Here is a 16,457-nt window from a genome sequence, read left to right as displayed (position 1 = left end):
TCGCGGTCATGTGGCAGCGGCGCTCCCCCTGCTCGCTACTCGCGCCACCACGTCTCAGTCTCGCCGCTTCAGGCTTGGAGCCGCCTGCTGCCGGCTGCCGTCGGCGTCGATCACGACGGTGTGCGTCAGGTGCTCCAGGATCCGCCGGCGCTCGTTGAAGGCGATGGGCAGCCAGTCGATCCACGCGAAGGGCCCGAGCAGCAGGCAGACGCGCCGGAAGATGCCGTCGCCCACGTGAATCTTGGTGCCGGATTCCGTGACCACCCGCAGTTTCATGAGCATCTTCCCGGGGGTGGTCCCCCGGACGCCCTCCATGATGCCCAGGACGACGATCGACCAGACGATCGCGAGCGGCACCCCCACGAAGTGGAGAAGCCCGTCGCCCTGGTCGAAGCTCAGCCGGGGCGGTAGGGCGAAGTAGTAGTCGTGACCACGCTGGATGGACTGCACGAGCATGGCGACCGACACCCCGATCAGCGGAAGGTGATCGATCAGAATGGCCGTGATCCGCCTGCCGAGCGGCGCGTAGTCGGGCGTGGGCTTCTTGGCGAACGTGGCCGCCGCGGACTCGGGCGGACCGAGCCGCTTCAGGGTGCCGGCCAGCTCGCCGTCCTGCGCCGCGTCGGACAGGTGACCGACGAGCTCCTGCGTGCGGCGCTCCTTGTCCTTGGCGGGCCCCACGAGGTGGCGCTCGAACACGCGGGCGTAGTCCTCGATGATCTGCTCGTCGTCCCTCATTTACGCACCTCGTCCAGCATCGCGCGAAGCTCCTTCATCGCCTCCACCAACCCGTCCCACTCGGCTCGCAGCAGCAGCAGCAGACGGCGCCGCCCCTGATCGGTGATCTCGTAGTACTTACGTGGCCGGATCCGCCCTTCGGCCTCCCATGTCGGGACGACCAGGCCCGCGGTCTCCAGCCGGTGCAGCAAGGGGTAGAGGGTGCCCTCCTTGATCTCGAGCATCTTCAGGCCCGTGCCTCGCAGAAGCTTCAGCAACTCATAGCCGTAACGCCTGCTGGAGCTGAGGACCGACAGCACCGCCATCTCGGCGGTGCCGCGGGTCAGCTCCCGTCGGAGACGGCTCAGGTCCGCGGTCTCTGACCCGGTCGTCGTCTCGTTCTCCATGCTGTGCATCCCTTGCGTCATAAAGCATGTGGCGTGAGGAACACGGGCTCACCAGGCCCAGGCCTCCGGCCCAGGGCCGCCGTTGCCGATCGGCGGGAAAAGCTCCTCCAACCGGTCCAGCACCTCCGCGTCGAGGCTCAGTTCCAGCGCTCGCAGCGCCCCCTTCAGGTGGCCCGAGGTGCGCGGCCCGATGACGGCCCCCGTCACACCCGGGTGTGACAGCACCCACGCCAGCGCGATCTCCGCCGGATCGGCGCCCAGCTCCGCGCAGAGCTGCTCGAAGGCCTCGACGGCGTCCCTGTGCCGGTCCAGCGCGACCATCGCCCTGCCCTGGGCCGTCTTCATCGCCGTTCCCTCCTCCAGCTTGCGCAGGGCTCCGCCGAGCAGCCCGCCGTGCAGGGGCGACCAGGCCAGCACCCCGATCCCGTAGGCCTGCGCCGCCGGGATGAGCTCCACCTCGACATGCCGGGTCACCAGGTTGTAGACACACTGCTCGGAGGCCAGCCCCAGGAAGTTCCGCCGGTTGGCCGCCTCCTGAGCCGAGGCCAGATGCCAGCCGGCGAAGTTCGAGGAGCCCACGTAGCGGACCTTCCCCTGACCGACCAGGATCTCCATGGCCTGCCAAACCTCCTCCCACGGCGCGTCCCTGTCCACGTGGTGCATCTGGAAAAGGTCGATCCAGTCGGTGCCCAGTCGGCGCAACGAGGCCTCGCACGAGGCGATGATGTGCCGCGAGGACAACCCGCCGTCATTGGGCCAGTCGCTCATCGGGCTGAACACCTTCGTGCCGAGAACGACCTTCTCCCGCCTCCCGGCCCCTCGGGCGAACCAGGCACCGACGATCTCCTCGGTGAGGCCACGGTGGATCTGCCAGCCGTAGTGGTTCGCGGTGTCGAAGAAGTTGATGCCCTGCTCCAGCGCCTCGTCCATGAGGGCCATCGCCTCGGCCTCAGTGGTCCGCACGCCGAGGTTCAGAGTCCCGAGGCAAAGCCTGCTCACCTTGAGCGCCGTTCGGCCGAGCCGCGCATATCGCATTTCACTTCACCACCCCTTGGCATCGCTTACATGGTGTAGCTGTCCCGGCTTTCGCGGCGTACCGGGCCGGTGTCCCGCCGGCAGGACGCGAATAGCTGGCGACGCAAAACCCTGGAACACATATACAGCCCCTGGAAGTGAGAACACTTTTACATATCCGGCGACGCGCTCCGGGATCGGCTGCCGGCCATTGTTTCTCTTGCGCGAAGCCGTCCGGATCGGCTAGTCATGGTGGACAGATTCGCATCGCATTCGATGGCCTCAGTAGCTACCACGGATTCCGGCGGCGCACGGAACACCGGGGACTGCGATGAGCACGGCCGACTCGTCCACGGGCCGGCCACTTTCCCGAAACAGCGGCGCCGGCCCGAGCGGCCGTGCGGCGATGAACGACCCGAGGTCGAGGCTGTCGACGGCTCGATGAAACGAGCGCCGGCCCGGCCGTCCTTCTCTTTGCGGAGGTAACTCGCGATCATGCCTCTTCTCGTCTGGGACTACATACAGGAGTACGAGAACGAGCGTGCGGACATTTTGGCGGCCGTCGATGAGGTGTTCCGGTCCGGCCAGCTCATTCTCGGCCCCAAGGTGGAGCAATTCGAGCGGCTGTTCGCCGCATACCACGGCGTATCTCATTGCATCGGCGTGGACAACGGCACCAATGCCATCGTGCTGGGATTGCAGGCCCTCGGCGTCAAGCCGGGCGACCAGGTCATCACCGTGTCGAACACCGCCGCGCCCACCGTGGTGGCCATCGACGCGGTGGGCGCCACTCCGGTCTTCGTGGACGTGCGGGAGGACACGTACCTGATGGACGTCGAGGAGGTGGCGGTCGCCATAACCGACCGTACCCGCTGCTTTCTCCCCGTCCACCTGTACGGGCAGTGCGTGGACATGGCGCCGCTGCTGGAACTGGCCGCCGAGCACGGGATTCCGGTGCTGGAGGACTGCGCCCAGGCGCACGGCGCCCGCCAGCACGGCAGGGTCGCCGGCTCCTGGGGTGCGGCGGCCGCCTTCTCCTTCTACCCGACCAAGGTGCTCGGCGCCTACGGCGACGGCGGGGCCACCATCACCGATGACGACGCGGTGGCGGCCAACCTGCGGCGCCTGCGCTACTACGGCATGGAGGACCGCTACTACGTGGTGGCGACCCCGGGCCACAACAGCCGGCTCGACGAGGTCCAGGCCGAGGTCCTGCGCAGGAAGCTCACCCGGATGGACCGGTACATCGACGCGCGCAGGGCGATCGCCGCCCGGTACGCGGAACGGCTGGCCGACACCGATCTCGTCCTGCCGTCCGTGGCGCCGGGCAACGAGCACGTCTACTACCTGTACGTCGTCCGACACCCCGAGCGGGAGCACATCCTGAAGGCGCTGGAGAGCTGCGACATCTCGCTCAACGTGAGCTACCGATGGCCGGTGCACACGATGAGCGGTTTCAGCCACCTGGGCTACGGCCCCGGCGCTCTGCCCGTCACGGAACGGCTCGCCGACGAAATCTTCTCCCTGCCGATGTACCCGTCGCTGTCGGCCGACGACCAGGACAAGGTCATCGACGCCCTCCGCCGCACTTTGGACACGCTGTGAACGACGACTTCGTCCGGTGGTGGGCCGCCCGGCACCGGGCCACGAAGTTCGCGGTGCGGCGCATTCCCTTCCGCGAACTGGACGCCTGGCACTTCGAGCCGGGCAGCGGCAACCTCGTCCACCGGAGCGGGCGCTTCTTCACCGTCGAGGGCGTGAAGGTCGAGGAGGGAACGGCGCTCTCCTGGTCACAGCCGATCATCAATCAGCCCGAGATCGGCATCCTGGGCATCCTGGTCAAGGAGATCGGCGGTGTGCCGCACGCCCTGATGCAGGCCAAGATGGAGCCGGGAAACGTCAACACGCTCCAGCTCTCCCCCACGGTCCAGGCCACCCGCAGCAATTTCACCCGCGTGCACCGCGGCTCCACCACCCGCTACCTCGAGCACTTCGCCGGCCCCGCCCAGGGGAAGGTGCTGGTCGACAGCCTGCAGTCGGAGCAGGGGAGCTGGTTCTGGCACAAGCGCAACCGCAACATGGTCGTCGAGACGGCGGACGACGTCCCGGTGCGGGAGGACTTCCACTGGCTGCCGCTGCCGGCGCTGCGCTCTCTGCTGAGAAGGCCGAACCTCGTGAACATGGACGCCCGCACGGTGCTGGCCTGCATGCCCATGACCCCTCCCGAGGAGGCCGCGGACCCGTTCACCGACGCCCTGCTGCGCTCCTACCGGGCGTCGCGGGGGCTGCACACCACGGACGAGATCACGAGCTGGCTCACCGAGGCCAGGACCGGATGCGACTGGCGGACCCGGCTGATCCCCCTGGCCGAGGTGGAAAGCTGGTCGCGCGCCGAGAACAAGATCGCGAACCTCGACGACCAGGACTTTCGCATCCTGGCCGTCGCGGTGGAGGCGGGAAACCGGGAGGTGACCCGGTGGACGCAGCCGTTGCTGGCCCCCCGGGGAAGGGCGCTGGCGGGTTTCCTCACCGCTGCCTTCGACGGCGTTCTGCACCTGCTCGTGCAGGCGCGGCGTGAGCCGGGACTGCGGGACGTGGTCGAGCTCGCCCCCACGCTGCACCTCACGGCAGGACAGGATCCCGGCGGCCACGCGTTCGGCAGGGACCTGCTCACCGTGGACCGCAGCCGGGTGCGCTTCGACTGCGTCATGTCCGAGGAGGGCGGTCGTTTCTATCACGCGCTGACCCGCTACATGGTCGTGGAGACCCACCCAGGGCCGCCGCCGGATGTGCCCGAGGGTTTCCGCTGGGTGACCGTCGGCCAGCTCACGGACCTTCTGCGGCACGGCCACTATCTCAATGTCGAGGCGCGCAGCCTCCTGTCGTGCCTGCACAGCCTGTGGTGATCGAAAGGATGTGGTGATCGTGCGCGTACGCGAACTCGCCGTCGAGGGAGCAGTCGAGTTCACCCCCGAGGTCTTCCCGGACGAACGCGGGATGTTCACCTCGCCCTATCAGGCGCCGGCCTTCGAAGCGGCCGTCGGCGGGCTGCTGTTCCCCGTGGCGCAGACCAGCCACAGCCGGTCCCAGCGCGGGGTGATCAGGGGGCTGCACTACACCCTGGCTCCACCGGGCAACGCCAAGTACGTCTACTGCCCGCGGGGCCGTGCCCTGGACCTGATCGTCGACATCCGGACCGGATCGCCGACCTTCGGCGCCTGGGAGGCCGTGGAACTGGACGAGGAGACCTGCCGGTCGTTGTACCTGCCCATCGGCGTGGCGCACGGCTTCGTGATCCTGGAGGAGGACACGATCATCTCGTACCTGCTCTCCGCCTTCTACGACCCGGCCGTCGAGCGGGCGCTCTCCCCTCTGGACCCCGCGCTCGGCCTGCCCATCCCCGACGGTCTCGATCCGATCCTGTCCGAGCGCGATCGCATCGCGCCGACACTCGCGGAAGCGCTGGCGGCCCGGGTACTGCCCGACTACAAGACGTGCCGGCGCCTGGCGGCGGGTCACCGTGCCTGACCGGCCACTCGTCACGCTGCTCGGCGCGTCCGGCTTCATCGGCGGCGAACTCGCCCGGCGGCTCGCCGCGCGCCCTATCCGGCTCAGGCTGGTCTCCCGCCGCCCCGCCGCCGTGCCTCATGGCCCGGCTCAGGTCGAGGTCGTCGCGGCCGACCTCCGCGCGCCCGGCGTCATCAAGGCCGCCGTCGCCGACGCCGACGCCGTCTTTCACCTGGTCGCGCAGATCTCGGGCACGGGCGCCTGGCGGGTGGCGGGCGGGGACGAGGAGGGCAGGGCGGTCAACGTCGGGCTGCTCGGCCGGGTGGTGGACGCGCTGCGGAGCCGTACGGACCGGCCCGTCGTCGTCTTCACCGGCTCGGCCAGTCAGGCGGGGGTGGACGGTCTGGTGAGCGGCGGCGAGCCCGATCGTCCGTCCACGGCCTACGACCGGCACAAGGTCGCCGCCGAGCGGCTGCTCGCGGCGGCGAGCGCGGAAGGCGCGGTACGGGGGATCACGCTGCGGCTCCCTACCGTGTACGGCGTCAGCCCGTCCGGTCCCGGCAAGGGCGTGGTGGCGGCGATGGCCCGGCGCGCCTGGGAGGACCGGCCGCTCCTCATGTGGCGCGACGGGAGCACCATGCGTGATCTCCTGCACGTGAAGGATGTGGCGTCCGCGCTGCTCGCGGCCCATGATCACGGCCGCGCCCTCGGGTCTGCCCGCGAGGCGTCCGCGCCGTGGCTGATCGGCACCGGGACGCCCATCCGTCTCTCGAACCTGTTCACCGCCATCGCCGCGGCGGTCGCCGCCCGCTCCGGCCGGCCGCCGGTCCCGGTGCTGCCGACCGAGCCGCCGGCGGACGCGACGCCGGCCGACTTCCACAGTTGCGTCGTGGACGCCTCCGCCTTCACCCGCGCCACCGGCTGGCGCCCGGCGGCGACCTGGCCGTCAGGACTGGAGGACGTGGTGGCGGCCACCGCTCAGACCACGCGGACGTCCGGCACGTAGGTGATCCACTCCCCGCCCACGCCGGCGAAACCCACCTCCTTCTCCATGATCTCGGCCGCGTGGTTCCAGGCGAACAGCACGGCGTAGTCCGGATAGGGGTCGCGGAACGCCTCCGGCCCCAGCACCGGGATATGCGAGCCGGGGGTCTTCGTGCCCTGCTTGGCTTTCGTGGTGTCGGTGATGTACGGGATCAGGTCAGGACCGATGCCGCAGTAGTTCAGCACGGTGGCGCTCTTGGCGGTGGCGCCGTAACCGGCGACCCGCTTGCCCTTGGCTTTCAGCTCCCGCAACAGGGTGACGAGCCGCTCCCGGATCCCCTCGACGCGGGAGCCGAAACCGGCCAGGGTCTCCGCCTCCGTCAGCCGCCGCTCGTGCTCCTCGGCCAGCAACTCGGCGACCGCCGGGGCCAGTCGCCTGCCGCCCGCCCGCGCCAGCGTGTAGCGCACTTCCCCGCCGTGTACCGGCAGGCGTTCCACATCGACGAGCTCGAGTCCGTACGGACGGGCCGCGGCCTGCACGGAGCGCACGGTGAACAGGTAGAAGTGCTCGTCGTAGATCTGATCGAAGGAGGCGCGCTCCACGATGTCAGAGAAGTACGGGTCCTCGAACACGAACACCCCGTCGGGGGCCAGGAGCGCGTCCACGCCCCGCAGGATCGAGCCGAGATAGGGGATGTGGCACAACGTGTTGGCCGCGTAGATCACGTCGGCCGGGCCGTCCTGGGCGAGGATCTCCGTGGCCACCTGCTCTTCGAAGAAGCTCTTGCGCACGCGTACGCCCTTCGCGGCGGCCAGATCCGCGACCCCGCCCGAGGGCTCCACCCCCAGGTGCCGAACACCCGCCTCGGCGATCGTGCGCAGCATCACGCCGTCGTTGCAGCCCAGCTCGACGACGAACGGGTTCGGGCCGGTCAGCTCCGTCTCCAGGAAACGCCCGGCCACCTTGCCGAAGTGGTCACGCATCACGGCCGATCCGGACGAGAGGTACGGGTATCCGGCGTGGAACATGCGGTCTCTCGGCACCTCTTCCATGAGCTGGACCATGGTGCACCACGAGCAGTTCCCCACGGCCAGGCGGAAGAAGAGCTCGTCGGCGGGCGGCTGCTCATGAAAGGCATCGGACAGCGGCTGCCGGCCGAAATCAAAGAATTCCGACACAGGACCGCCGCAAACCCGGCACCGGCTGCCGGATCTTTGCTTCGGAAAGGACATGGACACTCCTTCGTCCGGTGAGTTGCGTTATTCCGTCCGCGTTGGTGAACCCCGCGTTGCTGAACTCCGCGCCGTGCCAGCCCTGTCTCGCCGGCGGGACGCCGCGCTCAGCCGACCGCGACGCTGGGCCCGGTCGTACCGCTGGACTTCGCTGCGACCGGTTCGCGGCGGACGGTCGGGGTCGCCGCGTCGCTCTCCAGGGCGTCCGCGGCGTGCAGGAGGATGCTGGCCTCGCGAACGTAGTAGGGCCGCAGTCGCCCGGCCTGCTTCATGAGCCGCTGCAGGTAGCGCGCGATCAGCCCGAGAGCGGCCAGGGCAAGGCCGCCCAGCAGCACGGCGACGGATCCGAGCAGGACCGGCCCCGCTCCCCCAGCCAGGCCGGCCACCACGGACACGACCGCGAGCAGGGCTCCCAGGGCGGCCGTCGCGTACAAGGCGGTGAGCGGGCGCCAGGAGAACCCGAAGAACAGCTCCAGGCTGTAGGCCACCAGCCGGCTCAGCCGCAGCCGCGACTCGCCCTCGGCCCGCGCCTGGTGGGAGACCGGCACGAGCGCGTACGTGGCACCCACCAGCGACACCGCCGGGATGAACCACGTCAGCCCCAGTCCCGCTATGGTCCTGGCCACGGAGCTGCGCACGACTCGGAAGTTGGAGGCGCCGGGCGGGAAGCCGATCCCGAAGACTCGTACGGCCAGCCACTGCAGCGCTCCGGAGCCTGCCTTCCTGATCCACGGATCCTGGCGGTCCCGCCGCTCCCCGAAGACGACGTCGTAGCCCTCGGCCGCCTTGTCCAGCAGCCGGCCGATCTCCTCCGGCGGCACCTGCAGGTCGGCGTCGCATTGCACGGTCCATTTCTTCGCCGCGTAACGGAACCCCGCCACCTCCACGGCGCCCAGGCCGAAGTTCCGGGAAAAGGACAGGTAGTTCACCCGGCAATCCGCCCGGGACAGGTCACGTATACGGGCCAGAGAATCGTCCGTACTGCCGTCGTCGACGAACAGAATTTCCAGGTCATCGATATCCCGCAGAGCCTCGACCAGCTTCTCGTACGCGACGTCGACCTGGCGCCCTTCGTTCAGACAAGGCACTAGAACGGTAACTCCGCCTTCCATCGCGCCTCCCGACGGCTTCTTCTCCGGAATGATTTTTGTATCCTAGCACCGGCTGCCAATGAGCCACATTCGAAAGAAAGGAACGCGAGCACATCATGAAAGTCGGCGTCACCGGAGGAAACGGCTTCATCGGCCAGTACGTCTGCGAAGAACTTATCAATCAAGGACACATTCCCATTGTTTTCGATCATAGAGGACGGTGCCCCGCCGGCCTGTCGGAGGTGATGCTCGGAGACATTCGCGACGCCACCGCGATGTGCGAGCTGGCGGCTCAATGCGACGGGATCATCCACCTCGCCGCCGTGCTCGGCACGCAGGAGACCATCGACAACCCCAGACCGGCCGTCGAGACCAACCTGCAGGGCGGGTTGAACTTCCTTGAGGCGGTGGCGCAGTACGACTTGCCCGGTGTCTACATCTGCGTCGGGAACCACTGGATGAACAACAGCTACTCGATCACGAAGACCGCGGTGGAGCGGTTCGTCCAGATGTACAACGCTCATCGGAAGACCCGGGTCAACAGCGTGCGCGTGGTCAACGCCTACGGCCCACGGCAGAAGGCGGCGCCTCCCTTCGCCTCCGGCAAGGTCAGGAAGATCACCCCTGCGGTGGTGTGCCGGGCGATCTCCGGGCTCCCGGTCGAGTTGTACGGCGGGGGGCGGCAGATCTCCGACATGGTGTGGGTGGGCGACGCCGCCCGCGCCCTGGTGTCCGCGCTGGAGACCTCCGCGTCGGGTGAGGTCCTGGAGCACGCCGTCGAGGTGGGCCCGGCGACCTCGGGCACGATCAGGGAGGTCGCCGAGCTGATCCTCGATCTCTGCGAGGAGCGCGGATATCCGCGGGTGCCCATCGTGGATCTGCCCATGCGGCCGGGTGAGACCCCCGACACTCCGGTGACGGCGGACCCGTCCACGCTGCTCAGTGTGGGTATTCCGCCCGAGTCGCTGGTGTCGCTGGAGGAGGGGATGGCGCGCACGGTGGACTGGTTCATCGAGAACAGAGGAGTCGCCTGGGCCCCTCCCGAGGCGGCGCACAGGCCCTGAGCGGACGCGCGGGCCGACGACGCCGAACATCTCGCCGTCCCGCGCGCCGATCACCCGCCGATGCCGGCCCGCGCGCCGGTCAGCCGACGACGCCGGCCCGAACGCTGTTCACCCGACGATCTCCAACCGGCGCAGGCGCGGCCAGAGGCTGCTCCACGGCTCGGTGACCTGCTCGCACACCCAGATCGCAGTGCCGATCTCCAGACCTACCCTGCCCTCCACGGCGCCTGCCTGGCGGAGCGCGCCACAGCTTCGCCGCAGCTCGCCGGGGTTCTTGCCGACATAGAGCACAGTCGTGGCATCCCGCGGCGGCGCGCCGAAGTACCAATAGCCCCGGGACCCGCTGAAGACCGGCGGCAGCCCTCGATCCTCGCGGTACACCTCGACGGCGCCCGCCTGCCAGTAGGTCTCGGTGAGGATCACGCTCTTCTCGCGCAGGCCTTGCGGCAGCGCGCCGTGGACCCGCGCGACCGAGTCGGCCAGTTCCTGCCAGCCGAACTGGGAGATCGTCGTCGAGACCTCCACGTCGGACAGCTCTTCCTCCGTGGGCTGCCCGATCGCCGACTCCGGAGTCCAGCGCAGCCCCATGAGCGCGAAGCAGGCGGACAGGGCGAGGATCGGCCCGGCGGCCCACCACCATCGCCGGCGGGCCACCAGCGACTCGAACCTGAGCGCGCCGGCCGCCCACAGCACCGGGAAGACCCCGATGACGTGGTAAAAGCGCCCACCGGTGAGCCCCACGTACATAAACACCCCCAGCGCCGCCAGCCCGAGAAAGCGGTACGGCCGCAGCGCCCTGGAGGCGAGCAACCGCCACAGGCCGTAGACCATCAGCACCGTTCCCGCGACGATCCCCGCCAGCAGCGCGACCCACACGACGAAGCCCACGCCGCGCCGCCCGAACAGGGCCTCCTCCTCGGCCACGACCTTGGCGAACTCCAGCACCGGCCAGCCGTTGACGGCCTGCCACAGCAACCCGGGAAGAGCCGAGGCCACCGCGATCAGCCCGCCCGCCCACAGCAGCGGCCGGCGGGGCAGAACCCGGGGCCCGACCGCGAGCGCGCTGACGACCAGCAGCACCCACAACAGCGGGATCAGCAACTTGACCTGCAAGGAAACAGCCGTCACCACCCCGGCCGCCAGCAGGAGGCGATCCCGATCGACTCCCTGCTCGCGCAGCCGCACCCAGCGCACCACGAGCCAGAGGACCAGCGTCCACAGGACCAGGTCGAGCGCTCCGGTATCCAGCGTCTGTCCCTGCGTGATGAACGCGACGCCGTACGCGACCGCGGCGACGACCTGCGCCACGGAGCCGCCACCCAGCTCCCTGGTGATGACCCCGGTGACCACCGCGCCGACGGCTATGGCCAGGGTCGTCACCAGGCGCAACGCGATGAGCGAGCCGGGGAACAGGGTGTCCGCCAGCCAGGCCAGCAGCGGCACCAGCGGCTGCTGATCCACGTAGCTCCAGTCGAGATGGCGTCCGGCGGCGATGAGGTAGAGCTCGTCACTGAAATAGCCGTACCCGCCGAGCGTGGCCAGCGAAAGCGCCATGAAAATGAGAAAGACCGCCGAGAGGCCTTTCCATGCCACTCGCGGCGCTGCCGCCGCTGCCATGGGCGTGGTCCCCACCCTGCTCATTGCCACCCCGTTTCTCGATGCCGGCGAATATTCGCAGCGTCGGAGAATATGGTCGCCGTGCTTCCCGGAACAAGCCGATGTCCCGCCGAGCAGAATGATGGGCGCGACGCCGGCGCGTTATCGTGACAGTCGGCATCCCGTGATTCTCGTCCGTCCCGCCGGCGGGACGGACGAGAACCGCGCATTTCCGCAATCCCTCCTCGACGTAATGAGGTCGCACATGCCCAAGGACCTACATCTGGACCTGCTGAAGAAAGTGCTGATCAACAATATTTACCGTGACGGCGGGCTCCGATGCGGAGCAGGCGTCCCTCCGGCGCGAGGAGGTGCCCTTCGACGGCCGCGTACGCGAGACCGGGCGAGACTTCCCCCTGGTCGCGCACACGATGATCGGGCTCGCCCGCCTGGACAACCTCCAAGCGTGCATCGAGCAGGTGATAGCCGAACAAGTGCCCGGCGACCTGATAGAAACCGGTGTGTGGCGGGGCGGGGCGACCATTCTCATGCGCGGCGTACTCAGGCGTACGACGTGCGGGACAGAAAGGTCTGGGTGGCTGATTCCTTCGAGGGGCTGCCCGAGGCCGACGCCGAGAAGTATCCCGTTGACCAGGTCATGCCGTTCCACCTGCTCAACGACGTGCTCAGGGTGCCGCTCGAGACGGTACGGGAGAACTTCCGCCGCCACGACCTGCTGGATGAGCAGGTGGAGTTTCTGCCGGGCTATTTCCGCGACACCCTGCTGGACGCCCCGATCAAGGAGCTGGCCATGCTCCGGCTGGACGGCGACATGTACGAGTCCACGATGGACGCGCTCGTGCACCTGTACCCGCGGCTGGCGGTCGGCGGGTTCCTGATCGTCGACGACTACCGACAGGTGCCGACCTGCCGGCTCGCGGTGTCCGACTACCGCAAGCGGCACGCCATCGACGAGCCCATCGTCCAGATCGACGGCGCCGGCGTGTACTGGCGAAAGACCCGCTGACCTGGCCATCAGAGCGGTGCACGCGGCTCGCCGTCGCACCTCAGCCAGGTCGCGACCCAGTAGGCCACGCCGAACGGATCATCCTCGTACGGCATCCGCGCCAGCCACCGGCCTCCTTCGCAGGCGCCGGCCATGACGTGCCAGGCGGCCCGGCCGCTCACCAGCAGGTCCCGGCACGCTTCCGGGTCCAGGGCCGCCAGGCCGGACACGTCGCCGTCGCGCAGCGCTGTGACGATCCGCTGGTCGAGGCCGAGGGCACGCGGATCGAAATACCCCGGAGCCTTCTCGGTACGGCACGCGCTTCCATCCGCGGCCACCAGGAGGCCGCCGCGACCGGGCCGCCGTCCGAGTGGCGCTCCGAGGTCGCGGTGGACCTCGGGACCGGCGTCCTGAGCCGCCCCGTACAGGCTCCATGGCATGTCACACCCCGCCAGCAGGGACCGCGCCACCGCGAGCGGGACGGGCAGTTCCCCGGGCACTGATCGGCGCCCGGGTGCCGGCGCGAGACGCGCCGTGGGATCAGGGGCGTCGGCGGGATGGGGGCCCGTGCTCCGCGCCGCGCCCACCACGATCACCTCATCCACCTCCTGCTCCAGCAGGAAGGTCACCGCACCGGCCGCCGCGTCACGCAGCCGGTCGATCTCGGGAACGGGTCGTCCCCCCAACCCCGGCAGCAGCAGCGGCGTCTGCGGGGTGCAGGCGACGGCGGCGATCACGCCAGCCCTCGCACGGCCCGCGCGGGCGACCGGTCGCCCCGCAGCACGGCCATCATGTCGAGCACCTGCCGCGTCTGCGCCACCTCGTGCACGCGGAACACCCGCGTTCCCTCCCACGCGCACAGCGCGGTCGCGGCGAGGGTGCCGTACAGGCGCTCATCGACCGGCAGGTCCAGGGACTCCCCGATGAAGTCCTTGTTGGACAGGGACACCAGGACCGGCCATCCCGTCCCCACCATCTCACCGATGCGCCGCGTGACCTCCAGCGAATGCCAGGTGTTCTTGCCGAAGTCGTGAGCCGGATCGATCAGAACGCTGTGCTTCGGCACGCCGAGCGCGACGGCCCGCTCGGCGAGCGCGGTGCTGCGTCGGATCACGTCGGCGACCACGTCGTCGTACTCCACCCGGTGGGGCCGCGTCCGGGGGCTCTGCCCGCCCGCATGCGCGCAGACCAGGCCGGCTCCGTATTCGGCGGCGACCTCGGCGAGCAGCGGGTCCGCACCGCCCCAGGTGTCGTTCAGCAGGTCGGCCCCCACCTCGCAAACCTCCCGCGCCACCTCGTGCCGCCACGTGTCGACACTGATGATCAGGTTCGGATGCCTGCTCCGGACCTCCGCGACGAACGCGACGACCCGGTCGGCCTCTTCGGCGACGCTCACCTCGTCACCGGGACCGGCTTTCACCCCGCCGATGTCCACGATGTCCGCCCCCGCGCTGACCGCTTGGTCCACCCGTCGTAACGCCGCCTCCCATGCGAAGGTGGCGCCCCGGTCGTAGAAGGAGTCGGGTGTCCTGTTGACGATCGCCATCACCAGCGGCGCGTCAGGCAATGCTCGTCCGCGTAAGGAGAATCTCATACGTCGCTCAACACGATTTCTCTGTATGGGGCGGGCAGCCGTTCAGGCGCCAAACCGCACGGGCAACCGCACCGGGCCCCGGATGGTCAGGCTCGATCGCCACTCCAGCCGGTCAGGGTGAACAGCAAGCCTCATGTCCGGAAATCTCCGAATGAGGGCGCTGATGGCGATGCGCCCTTCGAGGCGGGCCAGCATGGCGCCGAGACAGTAATGCGCCCCGTGACCGAAGCTCAGGTGCGTGATACCGGGCCGCTGGATATCCAGCCGATCCGGGTCCGGGAAGGCGCGCGGATCGCGGTTCGCGGCGGACAGGACGACCAGCACCGGCTGCCCCGCGGGAATGACCGTCTCCCCTATCGGAGAGGTTGCCGGGTGAAACGCCAGGTGGAGATCTCGACCGGGCTGTCGTAGCGAAGCAGCTCCTCGATGGCCTGCTCAAGCAGGCTCTCGGACGGGCGCCGGAGGAGAGGGAGCTGGTCAGGGTGGCGTAGGAGGGCGAGCATCCCGTTCCCGATGAGATTGATCGTCGTCTCGCATCCCGCGACGAGCAGGAGAAAGATCAAGGAGGTGATCTCGTGATCGGTCAGCTCGGCCTGTTCGCCATCCGGTTCCCCGGGATTCACGAGGGTGCTGATCAGATCGTCTCCGGGGTGCCAGCGCTTCTCCTCGATGATGCCGCCGATGTAGCCCATCAGGTTCCGCAGGGCTTCCGCGCGTGCCTGGCCGTCGTGGGACGCGGAAGAGTCGTCGGGCCGGGAGGACACGACATCGTCGCACCAGCGGCCGAAGTCCTGCCTGTGCGCGGGCGGGATACCGAGGATCTCGCAGATGACGGTCATCTGCAGCGGCACGGGAACTGCGCGATCAGGTCGCCTTCCGCGGCGGGAGCCAACTGATCGATCAGGGCGTCGACCGTACGCTCGATGACCCTTTGCATGGCCGTCAGCCGATGGCGCAGGAAAAGCCGGAAACAGCGGATCGCATGCGGGTGTGGTCGGGAGGATCGAGCGTCAGCAGGTGTGTGCCCAACCCTGAGCGGTCTTCCAGCGGCTTGCCGCGGCCGCCTCCTGCCATTCCTGCGGAGCGTTCCTCGGATCCTTGCTCAGACGGGGATCGGCCAGAACGAGCCGGGCGTCGTCGTAACGCGTGATGAGCCACCCGTACAGACCGTTGTCGAACCTCACGAAATGGGCGGGGCGGCGGCTGCGCAGGATCGCGTAGAAGGCATGGGGATCGGCCACGAAGTCCGCGGAGGTCGGCAAGGAATCAGGTACGGAGTCAGGCAGGGTCATTCAGTCTCCACCACGTTCTCGACGTCATTGAACGTTTTCATCCCCTGGCAGCGGAGCGTTGGTCACAGCGTGATCGCAAGGTCGGCGTTCGCCTGACCACATAGAGAAACCCCTGGTAGACGGGTTGATCACCACAATACACCGTCGCAACCAGGGGCTTCGGATGCTGTTCTATCGTGCTGCCGTCGATTTGTCGTCCCAGACTCTGAACTACGTCGCCGGGATCGTCCGGCGGCGCCGTAAGACAATCAAGTCGCCATGGCGACGGCTCAACCCGGGACAACAAGCCCTGCTGGTACTGGTCTACCTGCGCAAGGGGGAGACGATCGGCGAGCTCGGCGCCGGTTTCGGCGTGTCGACAGCGACCGCGTGGCGGCATCTGGAGGAGACGGTGGCGCTGCTGTCGGTGCGCTCACCGAAGCTCGGCCAGGCGTTACGGCAGGCCAAGCGGGACGGGCTGCACTACCTGGTCCTGGACGGCATGCTGATCCGCGCCGACCGGATCAAGGCCGACCGGCCCTACTTCTCCGGCAAGCACCGCGTGCACGGGATGAACATCCAGGTCATCGCCACTCCGGACGGGACGATCCTGTGGACGTCCGGGGCGCTGCCGGGCAAGACACATGACCTGAGCGCCGTGCGCATCTGGGGGATCTTGCGGGCGCTGGAGGGGGCAGGGATCGTCACCCTGGCCGACAAGGGCTACCAGGGCGCCGAGGGACCGCTGATCACCCCGTACAAGGGCAAGAACAAGCCCGAATCCCGGAAGCGGGCCAACCGCGCCCACGCCAGGCTCCGCGGGCCCGGAGAACGCGCGAACGCCTAGCTCAAAGGCTGGAAGATCCTCCGAAAGCTACGCTGCAGCCCTTCCAAGGCCGGCCACCTCTGCAAGGCCATCGCCGTCCTTCAGAACCACTGTGTCGCTCACGCCGCCCGAGGATGAAAAACGTTC

The 16,457-nt window shown here is 68.7% G+C and carries 16 protein-coding genes and 2 pseudogenes; 7 read left to right on the top strand and 11 right to left on the bottom strand.

Annotated elements, in window-relative coordinates:
* Positions 1–54: 54 nt before the first annotated feature.
* From ABZX22_RS29370 to ABZX22_RS29360, 3 genes are read right to left on the bottom strand one after another with little or no spacing between them, the layout of a single operon-like run.
* The gene (locus tag ABZX22_RS29370; RefSeq protein WP_354914767.1) at positions 55–738 is read right to left on the bottom strand and encodes an RDD family protein; all 684 of its coding nucleotides are present in this window, start codon (positions 736–738) and stop codon (positions 55–57) included.
* Positions 735–1,124 (bottom strand): PadR family transcriptional regulator, encoded by a 390-nt coding sequence (locus ABZX22_RS29365; RefSeq protein WP_354914765.1) that lies wholly within the window; start codon positions 1,122–1,124, stop codon positions 735–737. The genes ABZX22_RS29370 and ABZX22_RS29365 overlap by 4 nt, the downstream gene beginning before the upstream one ends.
* Positions 1,125–1,172: 48 nt before the next feature.
* The gene (locus ABZX22_RS29360; RefSeq protein ID WP_354914763.1) at positions 1,173–2,159 is read right to left on the bottom strand and encodes an aldo/keto reductase; all 987 of its coding nucleotides are present in this window, start codon (positions 2,157–2,159) and stop codon (positions 1,173–1,175) included.
* 474 nt (positions 2,160–2,633) lie between these two features.
* Here ABZX22_RS29360 and ABZX22_RS29355 point away from each other — a divergent pair, with 474 nt between their 5' ends.
* The 4 genes from ABZX22_RS29355 to ABZX22_RS29340 are packed head-to-tail and all read left to right on the top strand — an operon-like array spanning position 2,634 to position 6,651.
* Complete coding sequence (locus tag ABZX22_RS29355) at positions 2,634–3,743, top strand: DegT/DnrJ/EryC1/StrS family aminotransferase (protein WP_354914761.1); 1,110 nt, start codon at positions 2,634–2,636, stop codon at positions 3,741–3,743.
* Positions 3,740–5,044, top strand: coding sequence for an NDP-hexose 2,3-dehydratase family protein (locus ABZX22_RS29350; protein ID WP_354914759.1), 1,305 nt, complete (start codon positions 3,740–3,742; stop codon positions 5,042–5,044). The genes ABZX22_RS29355 and ABZX22_RS29350 overlap by 4 nt, the downstream gene beginning before the upstream one ends.
* A 19-nt stretch (positions 5,045–5,063) precedes the next feature.
* Positions 5,064–5,666, top strand: coding sequence for a dTDP-4-dehydrorhamnose 3,5-epimerase (gene rfbC, locus ABZX22_RS29345; protein ID WP_354914757.1), 603 nt, complete (start codon positions 5,064–5,066; stop codon positions 5,664–5,666).
* Complete coding sequence (locus ABZX22_RS29340) at positions 5,659–6,651, top strand: NAD-dependent epimerase/dehydratase family protein (protein ID WP_354914755.1); 993 nt, start codon at positions 5,659–5,661, stop codon at positions 6,649–6,651. Before rfbC ends, ABZX22_RS29340 begins: the two co-directional genes overlap by 8 nt.
* On the opposite strand, the gene ABZX22_RS29335 is transcribed toward ABZX22_RS29340, so the two are convergent.
* Both ABZX22_RS29335 and ABZX22_RS29330 read right to left on the bottom strand, forming a co-directional pair.
* Positions 6,624–7,862 (bottom strand): class I SAM-dependent methyltransferase, encoded by a 1,239-nt coding sequence (locus ABZX22_RS29335; protein WP_354914753.1) that lies wholly within the window; start codon positions 7,860–7,862, stop codon positions 6,624–6,626. The two genes, ABZX22_RS29340 and ABZX22_RS29335, sit on opposite strands and share 28 nt — an antisense overlap.
* Before the next feature lie 107 nt (positions 7,863–7,969).
* A complete protein-coding gene (locus ABZX22_RS29330) occupies positions 7,970–8,950 on the bottom strand; it encodes a glycosyltransferase family 2 protein (RefSeq protein WP_354914751.1) in 981 nt (326 codons plus the stop codon).
* A 119-nt stretch (positions 8,951–9,069) separates the two neighbouring features.
* Here ABZX22_RS29330 and ABZX22_RS29325 point away from each other — a divergent pair, with 119 nt between their 5' ends.
* The gene (locus ABZX22_RS29325; protein WP_354914749.1) at positions 9,070–10,017 is read left to right on the top strand and encodes an NAD-dependent epimerase/dehydratase family protein; all 948 of its coding nucleotides are present in this window, start codon (positions 9,070–9,072) and stop codon (positions 10,015–10,017) included.
* 108 nt (positions 10,018–10,125) lie between these two features.
* Here ABZX22_RS29325 and ABZX22_RS29320 read toward each other — a convergent pair whose 3' ends face one another.
* Positions 10,126–11,571 (bottom strand): glycosyltransferase family 39 protein, encoded by a 1,446-nt coding sequence (locus tag ABZX22_RS29320; RefSeq protein ID WP_354914748.1) that lies wholly within the window; start codon positions 11,569–11,571, stop codon positions 10,126–10,128.
* A 365-nt stretch (positions 11,572–11,936) separates the two neighbouring features.
* Here ABZX22_RS29320 and ABZX22_RS29315 point away from each other — a divergent pair.
* Positions 11,937–12,640: pseudogene (locus ABZX22_RS29315) on the top strand (TylF/MycF/NovP-related O-methyltransferase).
* A gap of 8 nt (positions 12,641–12,648) precedes the next feature.
* On the opposite strand, the gene ABZX22_RS29310 reads toward ABZX22_RS29315, so the two are convergent.
* From ABZX22_RS29310 to ABZX22_RS29290, 5 genes are all read right to left on the bottom strand, one after another.
* Positions 12,649–13,356 (bottom strand): hypothetical protein, encoded by a 708-nt coding sequence (locus ABZX22_RS29310; protein ID WP_354914746.1) that lies wholly within the window; start codon positions 13,354–13,356, stop codon positions 12,649–12,651.
* Positions 13,353–14,213 carry a dihydropteroate synthase gene (folP, locus tag ABZX22_RS29305; protein WP_354914744.1) on the bottom strand — a complete coding sequence of 287 codons (861 nt, stop codon included), beginning with the start codon at positions 14,211–14,213 and terminating at the stop codon, positions 13,353–13,355. The genes ABZX22_RS29310 and folP overlap by 4 nt, the downstream gene beginning before the upstream one ends.
* Before the next feature lie 42 nt (positions 14,214–14,255).
* Complete coding sequence (locus ABZX22_RS29300) at positions 14,256–14,537, bottom strand: cytochrome P450 (RefSeq protein WP_354914742.1); 282 nt, start codon at positions 14,535–14,537, stop codon at positions 14,256–14,258.
* 29 nt (positions 14,538–14,566) lie between these two features.
* Positions 14,567–15,064 carry a cytochrome P450 gene (locus ABZX22_RS29295; RefSeq protein ID WP_354914740.1) on the bottom strand — a complete coding sequence of 166 codons (498 nt, stop codon included), beginning with the start codon at positions 15,062–15,064 and terminating at the stop codon, positions 14,567–14,569.
* 159 nt (positions 15,065–15,223) lie between these two features.
* Positions 15,224–15,505 (bottom strand): hypothetical protein, encoded by a 282-nt coding sequence (locus ABZX22_RS29290; protein WP_354914738.1) that lies wholly within the window; start codon positions 15,503–15,505, stop codon positions 15,224–15,226.
* Between the two features lie 163 nt (positions 15,506–15,668).
* Here ABZX22_RS29290 and ABZX22_RS29285 point away from each other — a divergent pair.
* Positions 15,669–16,448, top strand: a pseudogene (locus ABZX22_RS29285) (transposase family protein).
* The last annotated feature ends 9 nt before the right edge of the window (positions 16,449–16,457 follow it).

It is taken from the genome of Nonomuraea sp. NPDC003804 (assembly GCF_040610675.1).
Lineage (GTDB): Bacteria > Actinomycetota > Actinomycetes > Streptosporangiales > Streptosporangiaceae > Nonomuraea.
Note: the sequence above shows the minus strand (reverse complement) of the source record. Positions and strands in the feature narration are given on the sequence as shown.

What these genes read in the sequence shown, in the direction of transcription:
- ABZX22_RS29370 (WP_354914767.1), bottom strand. Translation starts at nt 738, where the DNA reads ATGAGGGACGACGAGCAGATCATCGAGGACTACGCCCGCGTGTTCGAG.
- ABZX22_RS29365 (WP_354914765.1), bottom strand. Translation starts at nt 1,124, where the DNA reads ATGGAGAACGAGACGACGACCGGGTCAGAGACCGCGGACCTGAGCCGT.
- ABZX22_RS29360 (WP_354914763.1), bottom strand. Translation starts at nt 2,159, where the DNA reads ATGCGATATGCGCGGCTCGGCCGAACGGCGCTCAAGGTGAGCAGGCTT.
- ABZX22_RS29355 (WP_354914761.1), top strand. Translation starts at nt 2,634, where the DNA reads ATGCCTCTTCTCGTCTGGGACTACATACAGGAGTACGAGAACGAGCGT.
- ABZX22_RS29335 (WP_354914753.1), bottom strand. Translation starts at nt 7,862, where the DNA reads ATGTCCTTTCCGAAGCAAAGATCCGGCAGCCGGTGCCGGGTTTGCGGC.
- ABZX22_RS29325 (WP_354914749.1), top strand. Translation starts at nt 9,070, where the DNA reads ATGAAAGTCGGCGTCACCGGAGGAAACGGCTTCATCGGCCAGTACGTC.
- ABZX22_RS29320 (WP_354914748.1), bottom strand. Translation starts at nt 11,571, where the DNA reads ATGGCGCTTTCGCTGGCCACGCTCGGCGGGTACGGCTATTTCAGTGAC.
- folP (WP_354914744.1), bottom strand. Translation starts at nt 14,213, where the DNA reads ATGAGATTCTCCTTACGCGGACGAGCATTGCCTGACGCGCCGCTGGTG.
- ABZX22_RS29290 (WP_354914738.1), bottom strand. Translation starts at nt 15,505, where the DNA reads ATGACCCTGCCTGACTCCGTACCTGATTCCTTGCCGACCTCCGCGGAC.